This window comes from Adhaeribacter terreus, from assembly GCF_042657365.1.
GTDB classification, from domain to species: domain Bacteria; phylum Bacteroidota; class Bacteroidia; order Cytophagales; family Hymenobacteraceae; genus Adhaeribacter_A; species Adhaeribacter_A terreus.
The window spans coordinates 600,832-622,273 of sequence record NZ_JBHSKT010000001.1 but is presented as its reverse complement, the minus strand read 5'-3'; the positions used below and the strand labels follow the sequence as shown (position 1 = coordinate 622,273).

The following is a 21,442-nucleotide window of genomic DNA, read 5'->3' as shown; positions in this document are numbered from 1 at the left end:
CCAAACTGATCAAGTAGCAATTGGCCTTCAGTTTCAAATAAAAATAATACAACCTTTTTATCAATTATTACATATAATCAGTAATAATTACGTCAGAAAACTGCTCTGTTTCTACTTTAAGCATCAACTTGCAAATCAGCATTAATAATGGCTAAGGTGAACACTCACTTTACCTTTTATTATAAAAATCTAATTTCAATCACATTTAAACTTCCTTTTTTATGAAAGCAATAATATGCGTGCTGTTAACAGCATTTCTATTCATTCAAAACACGTTTGCGCAATTCCCGACCTTTACGAACTTAAACACCTTAAGCATAACCACGAACACCAAGGAAAAGCCTCAATCCAAAGTCTGGATCCACGATGGCAGGCATTGGACCGTATTATCAGACGCAAACGGTGCGCATGTCTGGCGACTAGACAGTACCACCTGGACCAAGGTAATTACGATACATGCCAAAGATAACCGCCGGGCCGACTGCAAAGTGGACGGAAACCTGGTGCATATTTTTCTTTTCCGGCCGGGCGAATCAGACCTGATATCGCTGGAATATGTGGCCTCAAACCGTACTTACAAACGCTGGACCGGCAGAACTTCCACGATCCGGGTTCCTACCGATTTCAACGCTGAAACAGCTACCATAGATCTTGATACGAACGGCAGAATGTGGATGGCTTCCGACGATAACAGCAGTATTACCGTTCGCTGGAGCGACTCCCCTTATTCAACCTGGAGTGCGCCAATTACAGTTGCTTCAGGCATCGATTCAGATGATATTGGCGCTGTAGTGGCATTTCCAATGCTCAATAAGATCGGTGTATTCTGGTCTAACCAGGTTAACAAACGCTGGGGTTTTAAAATGCACGACGATGGCACCAGCCCTAATACCTGGTCAGCAGATGAAATTCCGGCTTCACAATCTGCCCTGAATGTGGGTGGCGGCATGGCCGATGACCACCTGAATCTGAAAGTTGCCAGCGATGGTACGTTATATTGCGCTATTAAAACCAGCTACGATTCGCCTGGTTACCCGAGAGTTGCGTTGTTAGTTCGACGACCATCCGGTACCTGGGATAACCTTTATAACGTATCTGGAATTGGTACCCGTGGCATTGTGGTGCTGAATGAACCAATGGCTAAGATCAGGATCGTTTACACTTCCAACGAAGACGGCGGCGATATTCTGTATCGGGAATCTTCTACGAACGCTATTTCATTCGGCGCGCAATACACCCTGATCTCCGGGAATTACAACAACCCAACCAGCATCAAAAACTCCTTTGATCCTCACGTTGTAATTCTGGCTTCTACTTCCAACGATGCTGTTGGCGTATTAGCTACCGATAACGGCACTCCGCCGCCACCACCGCCCGCAGTTCCGATTCTGAACCTGCCTGCCAACGGAGCAACGGGAATTGGTCTTACTACAACACTAACATGGAATGCAGTTGCCAATGCCGCTTCTTACGAGGTAGAAGTGACCGCTTCTTCGAATTTTTCAAACAAGGTGTTAGATTCCAGCAACGTTGCCGGCAATTCGCTGGTTATTTCGGATCTGGCATACAGTACGCAGTATTTCTGGCGGGTAAGAGCAAATAATACGGCGGGCTATAGTAACTGGTCGGCGATCCGGAATTTTACAACTGAAGCTGAACCCATTATTGTGCCCGATGTACCCGTGCTTGATTTGCCGGCCGATAATGCCACCGGAATTGTTATTGTACCGATCTTAAGCTGGAATGCAGCAAATAAAGCTACTACGTACCGCTTACAGGTTGCCACATCAAATAATTTTGCCACGCTAGTTGCTGACAGCAGCAATATTACTACAGTTTCGAGTCAGGTTACTGGCCTGAACCATAGCACCCAATATTTCTGGCGCGTAAAAGCTTATAGCCATAACGGGGAAAGCAATTGGTCGGTAACCCGAAAATTCACTACGAAAGCCCCTCCTTTAGCTCCTCCGGCTGCGCCTGTACTGGCTTCTCCTGGCAACAATGCTACCGGCATATACCTTTCTCTAACGTTAAGCTGGAACGCTCCCACTAATGCAACTACGTACCAGATGCAGTTAGCCACTACTTCAGATTTTCTATCGCCGGTTTCCGACATCAATAACATTACGGTCCCATCGGTTACCCTTTCTGATTTAGCTTACAACACGCAATACTTCTGGCGGGTTAGGGCTGAAAATGCCGCTGGTATAAGCAATTGGTCTGCTATATGGAGTTTTTCAACTTTACTGCAACCAGTTGAGTTAGTAGGATATTGGGAAATGGAAGGCATCACCGGCAATACGCTTTCCGATGCATCCGGCTACGGAAATCACGCTTCTACCTCTGGAAACCCGGGTTTTGTAACGGGAAGAGTGGGACAAGCATTATACCTGAACGGTTCTAACCAATATGTAACGGTGCCTTCTAGTACAACATTGAGTCCGGCCAACGCAATTACAGTGGCAGCCTGGATAAAACCGGAAACTTCGGGTTCCAGACAATATATTATAAAGAAAGGACTAACGAATGATGGCTATGAACTTTCATTAACCGGCAGTGCCAGAGTTGCTTTCCGGTATAACCAGATTTCCGCCGGCAGCAACTACGAATTAATTTCCAAGACTGCTACCCCAACCAATGGCCAGACCTGGATGCACATTGCCGCAACGTTCGACGGTTCCAGTATAAAAATATACCTGGATGGCTCGCTGAATGACACGAAAATTTTAACGTTAGCACCAGCTATAAACAGCAATAGTGAACCGCTTTCTTTGGGAGCAAACAGCAACGGCAGCAGCCGCTTTAAGGGTGCTTTAGACGACGTTCGGATCTATAATATTGCGCTGACCGACGCCGAAATAAGTGCCTTAGCAACGGTACCAGTTGCCCGAATGGCTGCCAACACACAAACCAACATGCAAACCAGCGCAGCACTGGAAGCCAGCCCGAACCCATTCCGAAATGAAACGAAAATAAATTTCGCGGCTTCTGACAATGGTGATTACGAGGTTATTTTATACAACATGGAGGGCAACCCGGTAAAAGTTCTTAAAAAGGGAACTGCCAAAACCGGCGATCAGCTTACGGTAGATATAAAGGGCCTGCCGCTACGAAAAGGCTTATATATGGTGCGTCTGCAAAGTGGCAAAACCAGCCAAACGCTGAAATTAATGAATGAGTAAGGTTAACCGGAATACTTTTAAAAACATAGCAAAAGGAATCTGAAAAGTAATTTCATTTGAAGGCAAAAAAAAATAGCTATAAACTGACTTTTTTGCCTTCAAACCATACCGTTTTTTTTTAATAGTAATTGCTTTCATTCCTGGCTGAACATACATGTATACCTTAAGCTAAAACAAACAAAAAAGCCACCGCAATGCGGTGGCTTTTTTGTTTAAAAACGGTACGGTTTTCTTACTGAAAACTCGGGTAAAATATCGAAGGGTTAGTCTTGAAGTTACCTTATTTCACTTTAGCATCAGGTTAAAACGCACCTCATAATCTTTATTCTTGAGCTCAAGGTAGCCGGTTTGCGTTACAGAATCCCATTTTGTGGCTTGTACCGGGTTTAAAATCCAGGTGGCCATTCGTCGGGAAGTATAAGAATTTGTAGAAACAGAATCTAATTCGTCTAATACGAATTGATAATTTTCGTTTAAAAATGGCCTTTCATGCAACGCTAGGGTAAGCGGAATTTGGCTGGGATAGAAATCATTCTTAACTCTACGCATGAACGTGTAATGTCCCAGAGATATTTTCATATATCCGATCCAAACATCCGGCCCCGATCCATTATCCCACGGAGTTCCTGTGGAGTCTGTAAACTTTAATTTATTTAATACGAACCCGTTTATAAACCGCTCCCCTACCGCAAGCTCCAGGTTTTTTATAGCCGGCACGTTCTGATTGTCATAAGCTTTCAGAATCACATTGTACTTCCCCGGATGCAAATATTTGTGGCTGCCATTTACAGTATGGGCAGAATCGCCGTCGCCAAAATACCAGGTGTAACGGGTAGCATTGGTACTTAAATTGGTAAACGTAACCGTCTGCTTTACATCGGCAAGTTGCAGGTTACTGGAAAAATTAGCAGTAGCCGCTGAAACTGGAAGTGTAGTGGAAGGGGCAGGTTCATCCGAATGATTTCCTTTGCAGGCCACAAGATTAATACCTGCCAACAGTATTAAGAAAAACCGGATTACCGAACTAGAATATGCTTTCATTCAATTAAAATTTACTTATTACTCTACCGTATATTGAAAATAGATTCCTGGATACTGGCCCGGCAAAACAAAGACGCCATTATTACTATTCTGCTTTGTTTTCTGCGCTTCTTTAATTGGGTTGAACTGCCAGCTTTTTATAATTCTGGAAGCTCCGGTTTGCCCTTGCTCCGGCGTTTCATATATCGTAAATGTGTAGGTATTATTCATTAAAAGAATTGGGGAACCAGTTAACCTTTTCGGGATGTCTTTCTGCGTGATATTGTCGCCAACCAGCCAGCCGTAATTGGTTGTGCCCGGCGTATTTAAACCGAAATTCAAATCGGGGCCAGTGCCATCCGCATCCCAGGCATTTCCGGCAGGATCTCTGAAATTCATGGCCGTTAACTCAAGTGTATGTAAATAAAAGCGCCCGATATAAACGTATATACTGGTTTCGTTCGTCTTGCCGCTTTTATCGGTAACTTTCAACTTTACAACATGATTTCCGGGCGTATCAAAAGTAGTTTTCACTGTTTTTTTATCGGATTTCACGCCGTTATCCAGCACCCATTCATAATCGCGGAGGTTGGAACTGGTGCTGGTAAAAGTTATTAATTCGCCTGGTTCAGCCTGATATTTATCGGCCATAATACCAGCGGTTGGCCCAACACTATCTTTGCTGCAACCTGCTATTACAAGAAGTAAAATTAAAAACTGAAAATAAAGGGGAATGATCCGGAATGGTATCTTCATGGGGTAAAAAACTACTGATTAATAAACTTCAAAATAAAGGGTCATATCGTAATTCGGGGTTGGCAGCTCCAACACAGAATTGCCTACTTGGGTATCGAAATAATTTGGCGAACTATTGGTGTAAAACATTTCCAGATTCGTTGCCGATCCATTCATTTCGAATAGACCAAAATAATAAAGCCCGCTGGCTAAATTATAATTTAGATTATTGCCATAAACTTTCAAGGGCTTTTTCAGGGTGTAATTGTACGGCAGCATTGCAGGGGTAAAATTATAACCAAGGTGCTCATGAAAGATCCAGTCCGGATTTTGGCCGCCAATTAGCAATGGCGCTACCCGGAATTCTATGTCCGGGCCAGTTCCATCAGCATCCCAGGGTTGATTTGTCGGATTTTTAAAATTGATCTTATTCAGCTTAAGGCCGGTCAGGTACACTTCACCCACTTTTACAGTTTTAGAAACGCTGCTTACTTCATTGTTAAAGTTGTAAGCTTTCAGGGTAATGGTGTACGTGCCGGGATTATTATAATGGTGGCTGGGTCTCAGGTCGCTGGAAGTTTCGCCATCGCCAAAATTCCACTCGTAGCGCACGGCATTGGAACTGAAATTTTGCGGTCGGACGGTATAGCCGGTCGGCACAATTTTATCGAACAGATCAAAAGAGGCTACCGGCAATTCGGCTTTATTACCCGGGATCGGATCAGGATCTTTTTCCTTTGCACCACATCCGGACAATAAAAAAACTACGAACAAAAAATACAGCGCCTTTTGCATAAACCGAAGATCAATGAATTGGTCCGCAAATTATATATTTTGTTCTGTAACAGAAAGTTTTTTCCAAAAACCAGCCGCATTTCTATTTTTGGTTTCTCTTTACTTACCTCCCAACATTATAATCTTCGTTTTCTATTTCCGCGGTATTGGCGCTTAATTGCTGACTTTTTCGGCTCTTTACCCTACCGTTTTCAATCGTTTAAAACTGCTTACATTTCCGGTGAATAAGCCCAGCTAAACTGTTCGCATAAGCGGCGCATATTTGGCGGCAGTGAAGCATTGATCTCAATTTTTTCTTCGGTAAACGGATGCACAAACGACAGTGCGGCCGCATGCAACAAAAGGGTATCGCTCTTCAATTGCTCCAGAAACATGAGGTTATGACGCCAGTCGCCGTGCTTTTTATCGCCAATAATGTAATGCCTGATGTGCCCGAAATGTCTGCGAATCTGGTGCATGCGGCCGGTTTCGGGTTTAATTTTAACGAAGCTGTAACGGGCTGTCTGGTAACGGCCAACCGGAATAGGTAATTCAACCGTACCGAGTCTTTCGAAATGGGTAACGGCTTCCTGTGGCTCCTTCAGATTATTATCGCGGTCCGGACGAATAGGCCAGTCGATAGTACCAACTTCCGGCGCATAGCCCCGCACAATTGCCAGGTAGGTCTTATCGGGTTGCCGCTCCTGGAATGCTTTTACCAGTGGCGTTGCCGCTTCGGCGTTCTTGGCAAAGAGCAGCACTCCGGAAGTACCTCTGTCCAGGCGATGTAAGGGATGCAAACGTAAGCCAAGCTGGTCACGCAGCATTTGAAGGGCAAATTCTTTTTTCTCTTCCGCAATGCGCGTACGATGCACCAGCAATCCATTCGGTTTGTTAATGGCCACGTAGTGCGCATCTTCATAAACTATTTCCAGCATGTTTCAGATAATATTTGTGCCGCCTTTGTGATTTTTTTTCTTTCCAATCCGCTCCTTAATCCTTCCAATTCCCATTACAAAAAACACGCTTATAAACCTGAACATCAGCAGATTAAACAGAAAACGCTATGGTTTTAAGCCTGAAAACTAATTCAGAAGCAATGCAAAATAAATCCTGAAACTATTGTAAAGTTTATTTTCTCACCTTCAGCAAGCAGCAATAATTTAACAATTTGTGAAAATGCTATGGTTTTAGCAAAGAAAAGTCGGGACTTTCTTCTATTTCATAGTAGCTTCCCTCTTTAAGGCATTAAGGCAAAATTTAAATACCTTGAATATCATTCAGAAACAATAAGTTTTACTTCTATCTCCTCTCTTCCACTTATCTGCTCATGGATTCATTTCCTCCATTCAGGCATACTCATGATAAGCTAAAAACCTAAAACAATATATTCCAACAGGCATAACCAAAATCTAATAAGCTGAAACATATGAAAATAAAACTCAAAACCTGAATAAGCCAACAAGCATAGCATGTTGAAAATTTATAAAATCAAATTACAGAAATGCTTTTATTCTTTACAGAGGCAGTGCTGAAAATTCCTGTTTCAACGATCCAACCCCATTAACGATCCTGGAAGCGGTATTTTCATAAAAAACTGTAACGCTATTCGCCCAGCCTGACCTGTATTTTCAGGTTATCCCTCCCACAAACTTATTATTCTTTTCACACCTATTGTTAAGGAGCTTCTAAAAGCACCTCCAAATTCTATTGTCAAAAATTTCACAAATAAATAATACTTCTATGCAAAATTCCTTACAAACACTAAAATTGCTCAGGTATAACGGTAGAGCAGTTTTTTATCCGGAAAACAAAAGGAGCCAAAAGCTGCTTTTCAGTTCAGTAAAGCAAAGGCTTCTATTATTATTCCTTAGTTTTCTGCCGCTGTTTAATTTACAGGCACAAACTACCATTACTGCTAAAAATTCTGGAAACTGGGGAGATGCTTCTACCTGGGACAATGGTGTGCCAACTGCTGCCGACAATGTAATAATACCCGATAATCAACAAGTTACATTGAACACAACCGGCGCTTGTGCTAATTTAACAATTAATAGTTTGGGAACACTTACCTGTAATTCCAACACATTGGAAATTGGTAAGAACGGCGGAGATAATAAGACCTTAACTGTAAATGGTACTTTGAGTCTTAGTGGTACTACCACTTTAAATCTGAACGGTAATGTAGTATTTAATACCAGTTCTACATTTAATATGTCGGGCGGTAATTTCAATATCGATGGAAATGATGGCATTTCTCAGGCCACCAGTGTAGCCACCGGCACGCATCTTTTTGATATTCCAAATAATATTACCGCCAATGTATCAGGTGGCATCATAACATTTATAGACCCGCCATTTGCAGGATCTACCAGCATGACACTGCATTACAATGGAACCATAAATATGAACTGGACCGGAAATACCATGAATTTCGGTAATGGCATTTCTACTACTGCCGGGCCTACGAACGGGTTCAATGTGAATACAAAAGATGGTACAGGTTATTTGGTGCTGGGAGATGTAAATATTAATGACGGTAATAATATAGCAACCAGAATAGTTACCGGCCCTACTGCCGCCGAACCTACTTCCGATGCCTTTAATATTGGTGGAAACCTGACCATAAGCGCCAACAGTGAATTAAGGCAGCTGGTAGTTAATGGAGCGAAGTTAACTGTTGGCGGAAACCTCATCAATAACGGTACGCTCACAACATTCGCTTTCCTGGAATTTAGTGCAGGTAACGACCCTTCAATCAATCCGCAAACTTTGAGTGGCACGGGTACTTTCCGGCAAGGAACAGCATCGCCCGTTGTTTCGAATTTTCACAAAATGATCATAAACAATACCAATCCTGGTGGTCTTACCATAGCTGTAAACAACCTTGTGATCAAAAATCAATTAGAGTTTATAAATGGTTTGGTATACCTGGGTAATAATAACCTGATTTTTGGTGACCAGGGATTTATTGGAGGAACTGGTACACTAGGCACCACCAACATGATCGTGCTTGGTACTGGGGAAGTAAAAAAAATAGTCAATAATTCTTTTACTGGTGTTAAAACTGCTTCATTTACTTACCCGGTCGGTAAAGTGAATAGCGCCACAAACATATTGGAATATTCACCGGTTACGCTAACTTTTACGGCCAATAATACTATACGTACAATTGGTGTAAAAATAAAAGATAGCAAGCACCCAAGTATGGATTTAGGTGGCACGCAAACAGATTATCTGAACCGCTATTGGATTTTCAGCGATGATCAGGCAGGTGTTGGAACATACTCTTACAATGTTGCTACATTCAAATACCCATCAACAGATGTGCAAGGAACTGAAGCAAATATAAAGCTGAATCGCTGGAATGGAACAAAATGGACACAATATACTAGTTCTGCGGCATCCAATACGCTTTCCATTCCAACTTCACCAATTCTAAACCAAACAACAGCTCCATTGGGAGGAAGCGACTTTACGGGTAGAGTGAGTCCACCTGAAACATATTACTGGAAAGGAACAACCACGGATTATGCCCTTGCCACTAACTGGACCCCAGACCGAAATACTCCTGCTTCAAACGATATTTTAATATTTAATAACGGAGTAAGCAATACCGTTACGAACGTGTCTACCGAAACGATCGGTAAATTATCGGTCTCTAACAACACTACTGTTTTATTACAATCCAGCACTACCCGAACACTAACAATTGGCGGCGAAACCGGCGATGACCTGGAAATCATGTCTGGTTCTACTTTAAACTTAAATTCCGGATCATTAACGCTGGCATTTTCAGCTGGTACTACCGGTACAATTGAAGGAACATTAACAGTTGCTACCACTGCCAATATTTTTAATGCCACAAACGCTACCATTACAGTTACTGGAACTGGTATAATTAATAATGGCGGTTCAATTACAGCAACTGCTACCACTTTATTATTAAATTCAGGCGCTATCTATAATCATACCCGGAATGGAGGTACAGTTCCAGCACTTGGTTTTGATGCAAATTCTAATGTAAATATCACTGGTATTACCAATTCCGGTCCGTTTCTGCCTTCCTCGGTAGGTAATTTCAATTGGAACTGTACAAGTCAAACATCAGCCATCAGCATTACCTCAGGGTTCAACACTATCAATGGCAATTTTACGGTAACTTCAACTGGTTCAACAGGAAGCATTGTTCTACCCGTAACTTTAACCGTTAATGGTGACCTTAACCAAACTTCAGGAACCATAAACCTTCGCAGTACAACTGGAGCCAGCACTTTAAATCTTAAAAAAGACCTGAACCAGACTGGTGGAACAATTACTGAAACCTCCACCGGAACACCCAAAATTGTGTTTAACGGAAATACGTTACAAGCTATTAACTTAAGCGGAACTGTTATTAACCAGATCAATTACGAGGTCAACAACGCTGCCGGCATTACCCTTAGCAGCAACATGCAGGTAAATGATGGCGCAACACTTACATTAACTTCCGGCTTGCTGAAACTAGGAAACTTCGACCTGACCATCGGCGGGACCGGCAACATTTCAGCTCCTGCCCCTTCTTCTGCCAGCATGGTCGTAATAAACGGTACTGGTCAGCTGAAGAAATCCTTTGCTGCCAGTGCAACCACAAACTTTACCTTCCCAATCGGCGAAGAAAATGGAACAGCAGAATATTCTCCGGTTAGCCTGAATTTAACGAATGGCGCAACGGTACGTACCATTGGCGTAAGCGTTTCCAATTCAACACCTCCTAACCTGAATTCCGGTAGCACTGCCACAGATTATCTGAATAGGTACTGGACTTTTACCGATAATCAGACAGGAAACGACACCTATAGTTATACAGGCAATTTCGAGTATCTGCCTGCAGACGTAGTAACCTCCGATGCTAATATGAAAGCCAGCCGCTATGATGGCTCAACCTGGACCCAAACAGTAAGCGGTGCTGCATCCAACGTATTGAGTATTACTGCAGCCCTTACAGAAACAACCGGACCATTAAATGGCAGCATCTTTACAGGAAGAACAACAAGTTCAGGAACCTACGTATGGGACGGCAGTGAATCTACCGACTGGTTCGACCCATATAACTGGGACCAGAACAGTTTGCCTGGCATTTCAGATAACGTGATCATTAACAATGCTTTTGTAAACCAACCTGTAATTTCTATTTCCGGCGGGCCGGTGGCAATTAACAATCTGGATCTTACTGCTGGCTCATTAACACTTAACAGTGGCTCGGAAATTACGGTAGGCGGTACTTTTACGTATACAAGCCCGGCTACTACCAATTTCGACTGCAACAGTACATTTACGTATGCCAGCACCAATGCCCAAACCATTTACGCCCTGAATTATGGGAACTTGATTTCTACCGGAAGCGCCGCAAGAACGCTGGCAAACGGAACTATTTTTATTTGCGGCAATTTCAGCCCTGGCACGAACACTTATTCCAATTCAGGTAATACTATTGAATTTAACGGTTCTTCACCCCAGACCATTCCGGCATTTGAATACAACAACCTGACTTCTTCTTCCACAGGAAACAGGACACTTTCCGGGGTCGTGAAAATTGCAGGTAATTTTATGCCGGGAGCAAACACTTATGACGTAACCGGCAGCACGGTTGAGTTTAATGGTGCCGGCGCCCAGACAATACCTGCTTTTTCTTATAATAACCTAAGCTCAAGCGGAGGCGGAAACCGGACACTACCGAATTCCGGCACCGTGCAAATTGCCGGAACATTTAGCCCGGGTACAGAAACATTCCACACCTTTGGCAGCACAGTTGAGTTTAATGGTACAGGTACTTTTTCTATCCCGGTCCTGACTAATGCTAACTACAACAACCTGATCATTTCCGGGGCCGGGCCATATTCTTTTGGCGGCAACATGACCGTGGAAGGCGATTATACGCAGACCAATGGTACCGTAAACGTATCGAACGGGGCAGTAAACAACACCATTAATTTTGCCGGTAACCTGAACCTGAGCGGTGGAACTTTCAGGCTGATCTCTGCTTCTAATGCAACGGGAGCAACTGTCAATATTGGAACAACAGCTTTACCTAAAAACCTGAATATTTCCGGAAACGGCAGTATCAATATGGAAAGCCTGGGCTCAACAAATGGAGTTGCTTTACTGGTAATTACCGGGGACTTAAATTCGAATACAACAGCAACAAATGCCCTTGATTTTGGCACCGGTAATGTTACAAATAATGAAGTGCAACTGGCCGGAAATTTAAATATGAGCGGTACCGGTAAATTCAACATAACTACTACTTCTACTTATGGCCCAAAGGGTCTTGTATTAAACGGAACAGGCATTCAGATTCTGAACAGCGCTGTAGTTTACAATGAAGCACAGTTAACGGTAAATGCAGGTAGCACGGTAAAATTAGGTTCAAACTTTAACGTAGCAGGCACCATTATTTCAGGCTTTGGAAGAACACGCATTGTTGTTGCCGGCACATTAGATATGGCTGGTTATACCATGTCTGCCGATGGTTCAAATAATGCAGCCATTGTAATAAATGCTGGTGGCTTGCTCACAACAGGCAATGCAGCAATTAACGGTTTTGCGTCTGCTACAATAGACTGGGGTGGCACTATAGATCTGGGCACCAGCCAATATACCGGAATTGGCAATCCAAATGGAAATAATGGGGTTTATATTAATGGTACTTTAAAAACTGCTAAAGCAGAAGGCTTAAGCGGTTCAACCACTACTGCTCTTGTCGATCCAGGTTTGAATACCTTTGGTGCTGGCTCAACCATTGAATACAACGGCTCCGGCGCACAAACCATAACAGCTCGCTCCGATTATCAGAACCTGATCATTTCCGGAAACCGTGGCGGTGCAAATATCACACTTCCAGCTGGCATCGTTGGTGTTGCAGCAACCTTTAACCCAAGTGCAACCAATGTAACCTGGGCTACAACCGGAAATACCCTCGACTTTACAGGAACCACTCAAACTATTCCGGTTTTCCCTTATAATGACCTTACCATTTCCGGCAGCGGAACCAAAACGCTTGATGGCAATATTACCATACCAGGCAACCTGACCATGAATGGCAGTATTCTGGAAACGGGAGCCAATCAAATTAACTTATCCGCTTCGGCCACCCTCACGGAAACCAGTTCTTCTTATATAACCGGCAATGTAAAAACTGCTGATATCGATATGAATACGGCCGGCTCTGCCTATACATTCAACGGAATAGGCCTGGCACTTTCTCCTCAGGGCACGAATTTACCTGGCTTAACTTCTGTGCGCCGAGTTACCGGCTCTCCAATCTCAGCAAATGGCAACCAGGGTATTGGCCGCTATTACGAGATCACTGCAGCCAACAATGCTAACCTGGATGTAACCATGGTATTTGGCTATCAGGATCATGAAGTGGGAAGCTTAAGCGAAGCAGACCTGACACTCTACAAATCTGCTAATGGCAGCGCTCTGTGGGTTAACCAAGGCTTTACTTCCCGCGATTTAAATGCCAATACCGTTACGCTTACAGGTGTTACCGGCTTCTCTGTCTGGACCTTAGGCGATCTGAATGCGCCACTTCCGGTTGAATTGGTATGGTTTGAAGCTAAAAAAGTCGGAACAGATGCAGAACTGACTTGGACTACAGCTTCTGAATACAACAGCCAGGGTTTTGAAATTCAGGTTTCCACAAACGGTAAGGAATTCCGGAAAATAGGTTTTATGGAGAGCCATAACGGAAATTCCATGCAGCAATACCGCTTCACCGATGTTGAGAATGGCAAATCCGGAATTCGTTACTACCGCCTGAAGCAGATCGATTTTGATGGTAAGGTAACGTATTCAGCTTCAAAAACGGTACGCTTTGAGGCCGAAAAACTAAAGATAAGTGTTTATCCGAATCCTTTCCAGCACGAAATAAACATGGCTATTCACGCAAGGGAAACCGGAAATGCTAGCCTGAAACTTCGTGAACTGACTGGCAAAACTGTTATGGAACAGGATGTGATTGTACAGAAAGGTAACAATAAAATAACTATCGGCCTGGATACTAAAATGCCTGCCGGAGTTTATTTTTTACAAGTCCAATTTGGTTCTGAGCTCATCACAACCCGATTACTTAAAAACTGATCGAATAAAACGCTATTGTTTTCATAATAAAAAGTCCCCGGCATGATCCGGGGACTTTTTGTTTTGCAGGGCATCAGCTCAATCTTACAACACCGCTCTTCCAATTATTTCACTTTGAACATTCGTGGATACATTTCCGCTGTTCATGAATTCTTTTTCGAAGAATTGAAGCTAATAATTTAAGTTTCTAAAACAATTTAAAGCGCTTCAGCTGCTTTACGGATAATTACAGAACCCCCATTTTATCTGAATTATTCAAGAGGGCAAAACAGATCAACATAGCCTGGGACCCAAATCTCTTGCCCTAAGTTCCATTTTTCATCCACTATCTAAGCTGCTTAATAAGTATGAGCAGTGCCTGACAGTAGATAACGTTTTGTTTTTACCATTTACTTATCAATAAAAATTATGAAAAAGCGTTACTTACAATTCTCAAAAAACTGGCGGCATGCAGGATTGGTTACTGCATTTGCAATTACTACATCTTTAAGCGTTCAGGCGCAAACGGCCCCTGCCAAGCAGTGGGATAAAACCATTGGCGGCGCCGGCTTCGATAATCTTACCTGCGTGAGACAAACAACTGACGGTGGTTACATTCTGGGCGGGCATTCCGAATCGGGTATCAGCGGCGATAAGAGCCAGGTTTCACAGGGGATGGCAGATTTCTGGGTAGTTAAAACTGATGCCAACGGCGTGAAACTCTGGGATAAAACCTTTGGAGGAAACGCAACAGAAACGTTCCGGTTTATTCAGCAAACTACCGATGGCGGATATATTTTGGCCGGCACTTCTGCTTCAGGGATTAGTGGCAATAAAACCCAGGCTTCCAAAGGGCTTAACGATTTCTGGATCGTAAAAATAGATGCTTTGGGCGTTAAGCAGTGGGATAAAGCTTTTGGTGGCAGCGCCGACGATAACATTTTTGCAATACAGCAAACTACCGATGGCGGTTATATTCTGGGCGGTTCATCGAAATCGGGCATTAACGGCGATAAAAGCCAGGCCAATGTTGGCGACTTCGATTACTGGGTAGTAAAGCTGGATGGAAGCGGAACGAAACAATGGGACAAGACCTTTGGTGGCAGCGCTGCAGACGAACTTTACGCTTTGCGCCAGACCGCAGATGGCGGGTACATTCTGGGCGGAACCTCAAAATCGGCGATTAGCGGCGATAAAACCCAGGCTTCAAAAGGCCTCGGCGATTACTGGATTATAAAAATTGATGGCAACGGTGTGAAGACCTGGGATAAAGCCTTTGGCGGCAGCGGCGACGAAACCGGACTTTGGGCTCTTCAGCAAACAACTGACGGGGGCTATATTATGGGCGGCACCTCCCCTTCCCCGATCAGCGGCGACAAAACCGAAGCTTCTAAGGGGACGACTGATTTCTGGGTCGTGAAAACTGATGGCAGCGGCGTAAAGACCTGGGATAAAACGATTGGCGGGAGCAGTAGTGAAACCCTGCGTACGATGCAGCAAACCTCCGACGGCGGCTATATTATGGGAGGATTTTCAACTTCAGGTGTTAGCGGAGATAAGAGCGAAGTTTCTAAAGGAAACGTAGATTACTGGGTAGTAAAACTGAATGGCAGCGGCGTTAAAACCTGGGATAAAACCATAGGAGCAACAAATGCCGATAACTTACATACTCTTCACCAGACAGCCGATGGTGGTTTTATTCTGGGAGGCATGTCAGATTCCGGACTTAACGGCGATAAAAGCCAGGCTTTAATTGGTGGCCCGGCCGATTTCTGGATCGTAAAATTAGCTGCCTCTCAAACTTCAGCTCCTGGCGATATGAGCGTATCTGCCATTACAAGCGTAAACTCCGGCTGTGGTCTTTCTAACCAGGAAACCATTACCATTACTGTAAATAATATGGGTACGGCTTCTCAGAGCAACATCCCGGTTTCTTATAAAATTGGCGCTACCGGTACGCCGGTAAACGAAATAATAGCCGGCCCGGTGCAGCCAAATACTTCTGTAACTTATTCTTTTACACAGAAAGCGAATTTGAGTACTTTAGGCACTTATGTTATTGAAGCAAGAACAAATCTTACTGGCGATGCTTTGCCATCCAATGATGTTAGCACCAAAACGGTAACGAATTATGCTACCCCATCTACCCCAACTATTACCAACTCAGGTTCTGCCGCACTTTGCAGCGGTAGCGCTGTAACGTTAACTGCTGCTTCTACTACAACCGGGGCTACTTACCAGTGGTACCTGAACGGAACGGCAATAACCGGCGCAACTTCGGCCACTTATTCTGCAAATGCAGCAGGAAACTATACGGCTACGGCTATTGTAGGAAACAGTTGTGCCAGTTCTGCTTCAAATATTATTGCTTTAACTCTGAATACTACCCCACCAGCCCCAGGCATAAACTTAACCGGCACCGCGGCTATCTGCTCCGGCGATTCTGCGATCTTAACGGCCAATTCAGCTGTTACCGGCGCTACTTTTACATGGTTCAATAACGGTAACCTGATCCAGGGTGCAACATCTGCAAACTTAATTATTAAAGCTGCCGGCAGTTATACGGCCGTAGCTACTGCCAATGGCTGCGCAAGCCCTGCTTCCGTGGCCCGGGTAATCACTATAAAACAGCGGCCGGTAGCACCAATTATTTCCAAGAATGGCAATCTGCTTACTTCCAGCATCGCAACCGGCAACCAGTGGTACAAAAATGGCACAGCAATTCCGGGTGCAGTGGCTCCAACGCTAAACGTTTCTTCAAATGGCGCTTACACTGCAAAAGTAACGGCTAATGGCTGTGCTTCCCTGGCTTCTAATACTATTACCATTGCCAATACCGGCATCAACGATGAGCAGAATAATTTACAGGTAGCCGTTTATCCAAATCCTTCTAATGGCTTATTCACTTTGAATTTACAGAAAGGTCATACGTATACTTTTGTAATAACGGACCTGACTGGCAAAGTAATTGAACAGAAAACTGTAAAAACTAAAACTGCCCAATTAGATCTGAGCAAAGCTGCCAAAGGCATTTACCTGCTTAATATCACCAGCGAATACAAAACCGCTACCCGTAAACTGTTCGTGGAATAAAAATCAAAACGCTATTGCTCTCACCCAAAAAAGTCCTGCAAGTAAAACGGCAGGGCTTTTTTGTTTTCTCTAATCCTCATTCAGGGATACAAATCCGTTATTCAGGTGCACTCTTTGTATTCAGAAAGAACTAAAAAATATATTAGACACATCATTTCTGAAATAGTGCTTCATAACGGCCTGGTAAGTTCCTAATGCGAAAGCGTTTCAGAAATAAAATACCACACACTCTTGCCCGAACAATGATCGGGCTTTCTGCCAAACAAACTTATCAAGCTTCCTAACACGCTGTTTTTAAACTTCCCGAAGAAGTTTAACAGGATTTTTATTACCTAAATACTTTCCATTTATCTAATTATGAAAAAAACCTTACTAACCGCATTCGTAGCAGCCTTTGCCATAAAAGCTGTTGCTCAACAGACTTACACCCAAATTGCCCTGACCGGCTATAATGCAGATATTATTGCAAACGGCCCGGGTTCCGCAATGAATTCTACAAATAATGATGCAGATAATGTAAACGTTTTTGCTGCCCAGAACTTTGTAAACCCTTCTAATCAGACCCCGGCGGCGAACACCGCTCTGCCAAATACCGGTTTAATTACCAGTGCCGTTTCCAGCACTCCGGGCTTAACGTTCCAGCTGGCGCCGTATACCGGAAATAACGTGCTTCGCGTAGCAGGAAACAGTTCCGGTACGGTTACTCTCGTTACCCCCCTATCTACTACAGATCTTTACATATTATTAACGCCGGTTATTTATCAGGTCTCTATTCCGACAACTTTCACAGTTAATTTTACCGATGGTACCAGCCAGGTATTTCCCGTTACATTAACGAATAACTGGTATGCCGGAGCAGGTGCTGCCTGGAGCGGAACAACCAGGGTTAACAGGTCAACCAGCGTACTAGATGTACAAACCCAGGGGCCCAGAATGTTCCAGCAAAAACTGACCATGAGTGCGGCCAATGCAACCAAATCGATCCAGAGCATTCTGGTGGCTAATGGTTCAGCAGCTTCAACAAACAATATGCTGCATATCATGGCTGTTACCGCCCTCACTCCGGCGTCAACGCTGGCAACCGATGCGGGTATTACAGCTATTTCTGCTCCTAATTCAGGCTGCGCGCTTACCAATGCAGAAACCATTACTGTAACCGTAAAAAACCACGGGACAACTGCCCAAAGCAACATCCCGGTTTCTTATAAAATCGGGGCTACCGGTACGCCGGTAAATGAGATAATAGCCGGACCGATCGCAGCCAATACTTCTGTAAACTATTCTTTCATTACAAAAGCCAACCTGAGTGCTTTAGGAACTTACAGCATTGAAGCCCGCACAAACTTAACCGGCGACCTTGCACCAACAAATGATGTTTTAACCCGATCAGTAGTGCTTTCCGCTGCCCCTGCTGTACCAACTATCAGCACCACCGGGCCAGCTTCATTCTGCACCGGCGGTACCGTTACGTTAACAGCAGCTTCAACCACTACTGGCACTACCTATCAGTGGTTCAAGAATGGTACTGAAATTAGTGGTGCAACGAATGCAACTTACAGTGCTAATGCTACCGGAAGCTATACCGTAGTTGCCAGCCTGAATGGTTGTACCAGCGCCGCATCTGCTGCTGTAACCGTCACGTCTAACACGCCTCCGCCTGCCCCTGGCATAAACTTAACCGGCACTGCGGCTATCTGCTCCGGCGATTCTGCGATCTTAACGGCCAATTCAGCTGTTACCGGCGCTACTTTTACATGGTTCAATAACGGTAACCTGATCCAGGGTGCAACATCTGCAAACTTAATTATTAAAGCTGCCGGCAGTTATACGGCCGTAGCTACTGCCAATGGCTGCGCAAGCCCTGCTTCCGTGGCCCGGGTAATCACTATAAAACAGCGGCCGGTAGCACCAATTATTTCCAAGAATGGCAATCTGCTTACTTCCAGCATCGCAACCGGCAACCAGTGGTACAAAAATGGCACAGCAATTCCGGGTGCAGTGGCTCCAACGCTAAACGTTTCTTCAAATGGCGCTTACACTGCAAAAGTAACGGCTAATGGCTGTGCTTCCCTGGCTTCTAATACTATTACCATTGCCAATACCGGCATCAACGATGAGCAGAATAATTTACAGGTAGCCGTTTATCCAAATCCTTCTAATGGCTTATTCACTTTGAATTTACAGAAAGGTCATACGTATACTTTTGTAATAACGGACCTGACTGGCAAAGTAATTGAACAGAAAACTGTAAAAACTAAAACTGCCCAATTAGATCTGAGCAAAGCTGCCAAAGGCATTTACCTGCTTAATATCACCAGCGAATACAAAACCGCTACCCGTAAACTGTTCGTGGAATAAAAATCAAAACGCTATTGCTCTCACCCAAAAAAGTCCTGCAAGTAAACCTGCAGGGCTTTTTACTATGATATGAAGCTGAACGCTACCTTTTAGCGAGGTTCAAAGTGTATTTTTCTTGATTTACGCTGAAATAAAACACCTTCCAACTACTCCATTTACGTTGGGTTCCATCCTTTCAAGCCCGAATTTTACCATATATCATTGAATATGAAACACTATTATCTTCTTTTTTTCTTAAGTATTTTTTTATTAGCCGGGGTTAAAGCAGCTCCCGGAGACACTACAGTAGTGCAATCGCATGCTGCAACGCAGCTGGCTAATTTTGGCAACTATAATGCCCCTGCGGTTTTCCCAACTACCAATACTACTTACCGCAACATCACCATGACTTTTACGCTGGGCAAATACCAGTGCCAGGGCAACCCACAGTACTGCGGCGATTGGGATTATGGTGTTCAGATCTTCTTATTTACCCCTACCGATACTTTTGAAATCGGCCGATTAATAACGCCCTATGCCAACGTAAGCCGCTTTCCCTGGAACTGGCAACACCGCTACGAATTTGATGTAACCGATTATGCCCAGTACCTGAAAGGAAACACTTCTGTACGGATTCATTATAGTGGTTATTCCGGCGGTTTTACGGCTAACGTGAAATTTACTTTTATTGAAGGTACGCCGCCGCGCAACGTTATTAAGATTGACCGCTTATGGCACGGCAGTTTTTCTTACGGAAATGCTACCGTTTTTGAAGCCAATATGAATGCACGCACCAAACAAATGCCGGCCGGGGCGCAAGCAGCTGTTTTAAAATTCAACGTAACGGGCCACGGCTCCAACCCCGGCGATAACTGTTCTGAATTCTGCAGCAAATATTACAGCGTAAACGTAAACGGCGCCATGATTGCTCAGAAAAACATCTGGCGAAATAACTGCGGGCTTAATAACTTATATCCGCAAACCGGAACCTGGATCTACGACCGCGCCAACTGGTGCCCTGGCGACCTGGTTCAGGCAAACTATCATCCGTTAGGCAACCTTCAAGCCGGAAGCAATTACACGGTAGATGTAGATTTCCAGGCTTATAATGTGACTTCCTCGCAAGCGTCATATACCGTAGAAGGTCAGGTTATATACTACGGCGCCTATAATTACACTACCGATGCCTCTTTAGAAACGATCATTTCTCCTAACGATCATGAAGCTTATTTTCGTTCTAACCCAACATGCGAAGAAGCCCGGATACTGGTAAAAAACACGGGGAATACTACAATCAACAGCATGGAAGTTACTTACGGCTTACCGGGTGGTACCCTGCATACATTTCCTTTAAGCCTTAGCATGCAGCCCGGAAACTTTGAAGAACTTTCTTTACCGGGCAATGCAGATTTTTTAACAACCGGATCAGGCAAAGCAAAATTCATTGCCCGCATCACGAAAGTAAACGGAGCAGCTGATCTGAATGCACTTAACAACGAAATGCAGACTGAATTTACACCGATGCCGGTTTGGCCTAACAATTTCCTGTTAAACATGACCACCAATAAAGCAGGCGCACAGACCAAATGGCGCATTTTCGATGCAGCCGGTACCGAAGTAAAAGCACGGTTGCAAACTTCAAACTCCACCACCTACCGCGATACTGTTTTGCTGCCTGCGGGTTGCTACCGCCTGGAAGTTACTGATACCGGCTGTAACGGACTTTCATGGTGGGCGGCTTCTAGCCAGGGCAATGGAACTTTAGCTGCAAAGAATTTATCCAACAATGCCAATTTAGCCCTTAAAGGCTACTTCAACGGCGATTTTGGATGTGGTTTTACTCAAGCATTCCGTATTCAGTCTGCTTTAGGCACGAAAGAAGAAAAAGCAGCTTTTGCGCTGGCAGTATACCCAAATCCGGCACAAACTACCTTGCACGTTAAAGTTGACAGCAAACAACAAACGGTTACGATGGAACTTTACAACATGCTTGGCCAGCAGGTTTCTAAGCTCGAATCCACAAGCGCTACCATTCAGATTCCGGTACAGCATCTGCCATCCGGCGTTTATACCCTTAAGTGCCAGGCGGATAATAAAATTATTCAGAAACAGATTGTAATTAACCGCTAAGCATTCTAAGAAGCTTTTTTAATATAAATTTAAAAGAGCCGGTTTTAAAAGCCGGCTCTTTTTCTTTG

Annotated in this window: 9 protein-coding genes; 5 read left to right on the top strand and 4 right to left on the bottom strand. The window is 44.0% G+C overall.

The features are described 5' to 3' along the window. Window positions 1-221 precede the first annotated feature (221 nt). Window positions 222-3,182, top strand: coding sequence for a LamG-like jellyroll fold domain-containing protein (locus ACFPIB_RS02515; protein WP_378015843.1), 2,961 nt, complete (start codon window positions 222-224; stop codon window positions 3,180-3,182). A 285-nt stretch (window positions 3,183-3,467) separates the two neighbouring features. Here ACFPIB_RS02515 and ACFPIB_RS02510 read toward each other — a convergent pair whose 3' ends face one another. From ACFPIB_RS02510 to ACFPIB_RS02495, 4 genes are all read right to left on the bottom strand, one after another. Continuing rightward, a complete protein-coding gene (locus tag ACFPIB_RS02510; RefSeq protein WP_378015842.1) occupies window positions 3,468-4,223 on the bottom strand; it encodes a PKD domain-containing protein in 756 nt (251 codons plus the stop codon). Between the two features lie 18 nt (window positions 4,224-4,241). Further along, window positions 4,242-4,958, bottom strand: a complete 717-nt coding sequence (locus ACFPIB_RS02505) for a PKD domain-containing protein (protein ID WP_378015841.1) — start codon at window positions 4,956-4,958, stop codon at window positions 4,242-4,244. A gap of 18 nt (window positions 4,959-4,976) precedes the next feature. Then, a complete protein-coding gene (locus tag ACFPIB_RS02500) occupies window positions 4,977-5,732 on the bottom strand; it encodes a PKD domain-containing protein (protein ID WP_378015840.1) in 756 nt (251 codons plus the stop codon). 209 nt (window positions 5,733-5,941) lie between these two features. Next, the gene (locus ACFPIB_RS02495; RefSeq protein WP_378015839.1) at window positions 5,942-6,649 is read right to left on the bottom strand and encodes a pseudouridine synthase; all 708 of its coding nucleotides are present in this window, start codon (window positions 6,647-6,649) and stop codon (window positions 5,942-5,944) included. A gap of 805 nt (window positions 6,650-7,454) precedes the next feature. Here ACFPIB_RS02495 and ACFPIB_RS02490 point away from each other — a divergent pair. The 4 genes from ACFPIB_RS02490 to ACFPIB_RS02475 all read left to right on the top strand — a co-directional run bounded on the left by ACFPIB_RS02490 (window position 7,455) and on the right by ACFPIB_RS02475 (window position 21,374). Further along, window positions 7,455-13,835 carry a beta strand repeat-containing protein gene (locus ACFPIB_RS02490; RefSeq protein WP_378015838.1) on the top strand — a complete coding sequence of 2,127 codons (6,381 nt, stop codon included), beginning with the start codon at window positions 7,455-7,457 and terminating at the stop codon, window positions 13,833-13,835. Window positions 13,836-14,243: 408 nt separating this feature from the next. Next, window positions 14,244-16,907 (top strand): Ig-like domain-containing protein, encoded by a 2,664-nt coding sequence (locus tag ACFPIB_RS02485; RefSeq protein ID WP_378015837.1) that lies wholly within the window; start codon window positions 14,244-14,246, stop codon window positions 16,905-16,907. A gap of 357 nt (window positions 16,908-17,264) precedes the next feature. Then, window positions 17,265-19,265, top strand: a complete 2,001-nt coding sequence (locus ACFPIB_RS02480) for a T9SS type A sorting domain-containing protein (protein WP_378015836.1) — start codon at window positions 17,265-17,267, stop codon at window positions 19,263-19,265. 207 nt (window positions 19,266-19,472) lie between these two features. Further along, the gene (locus ACFPIB_RS02475) at window positions 19,473-21,374 is read left to right on the top strand and encodes a T9SS type A sorting domain-containing protein (RefSeq protein WP_378015835.1); all 1,902 of its coding nucleotides are present in this window, start codon (window positions 19,473-19,475) and stop codon (window positions 21,372-21,374) included. Window positions 21,375-21,442: the final 68 nt, after the last annotated feature.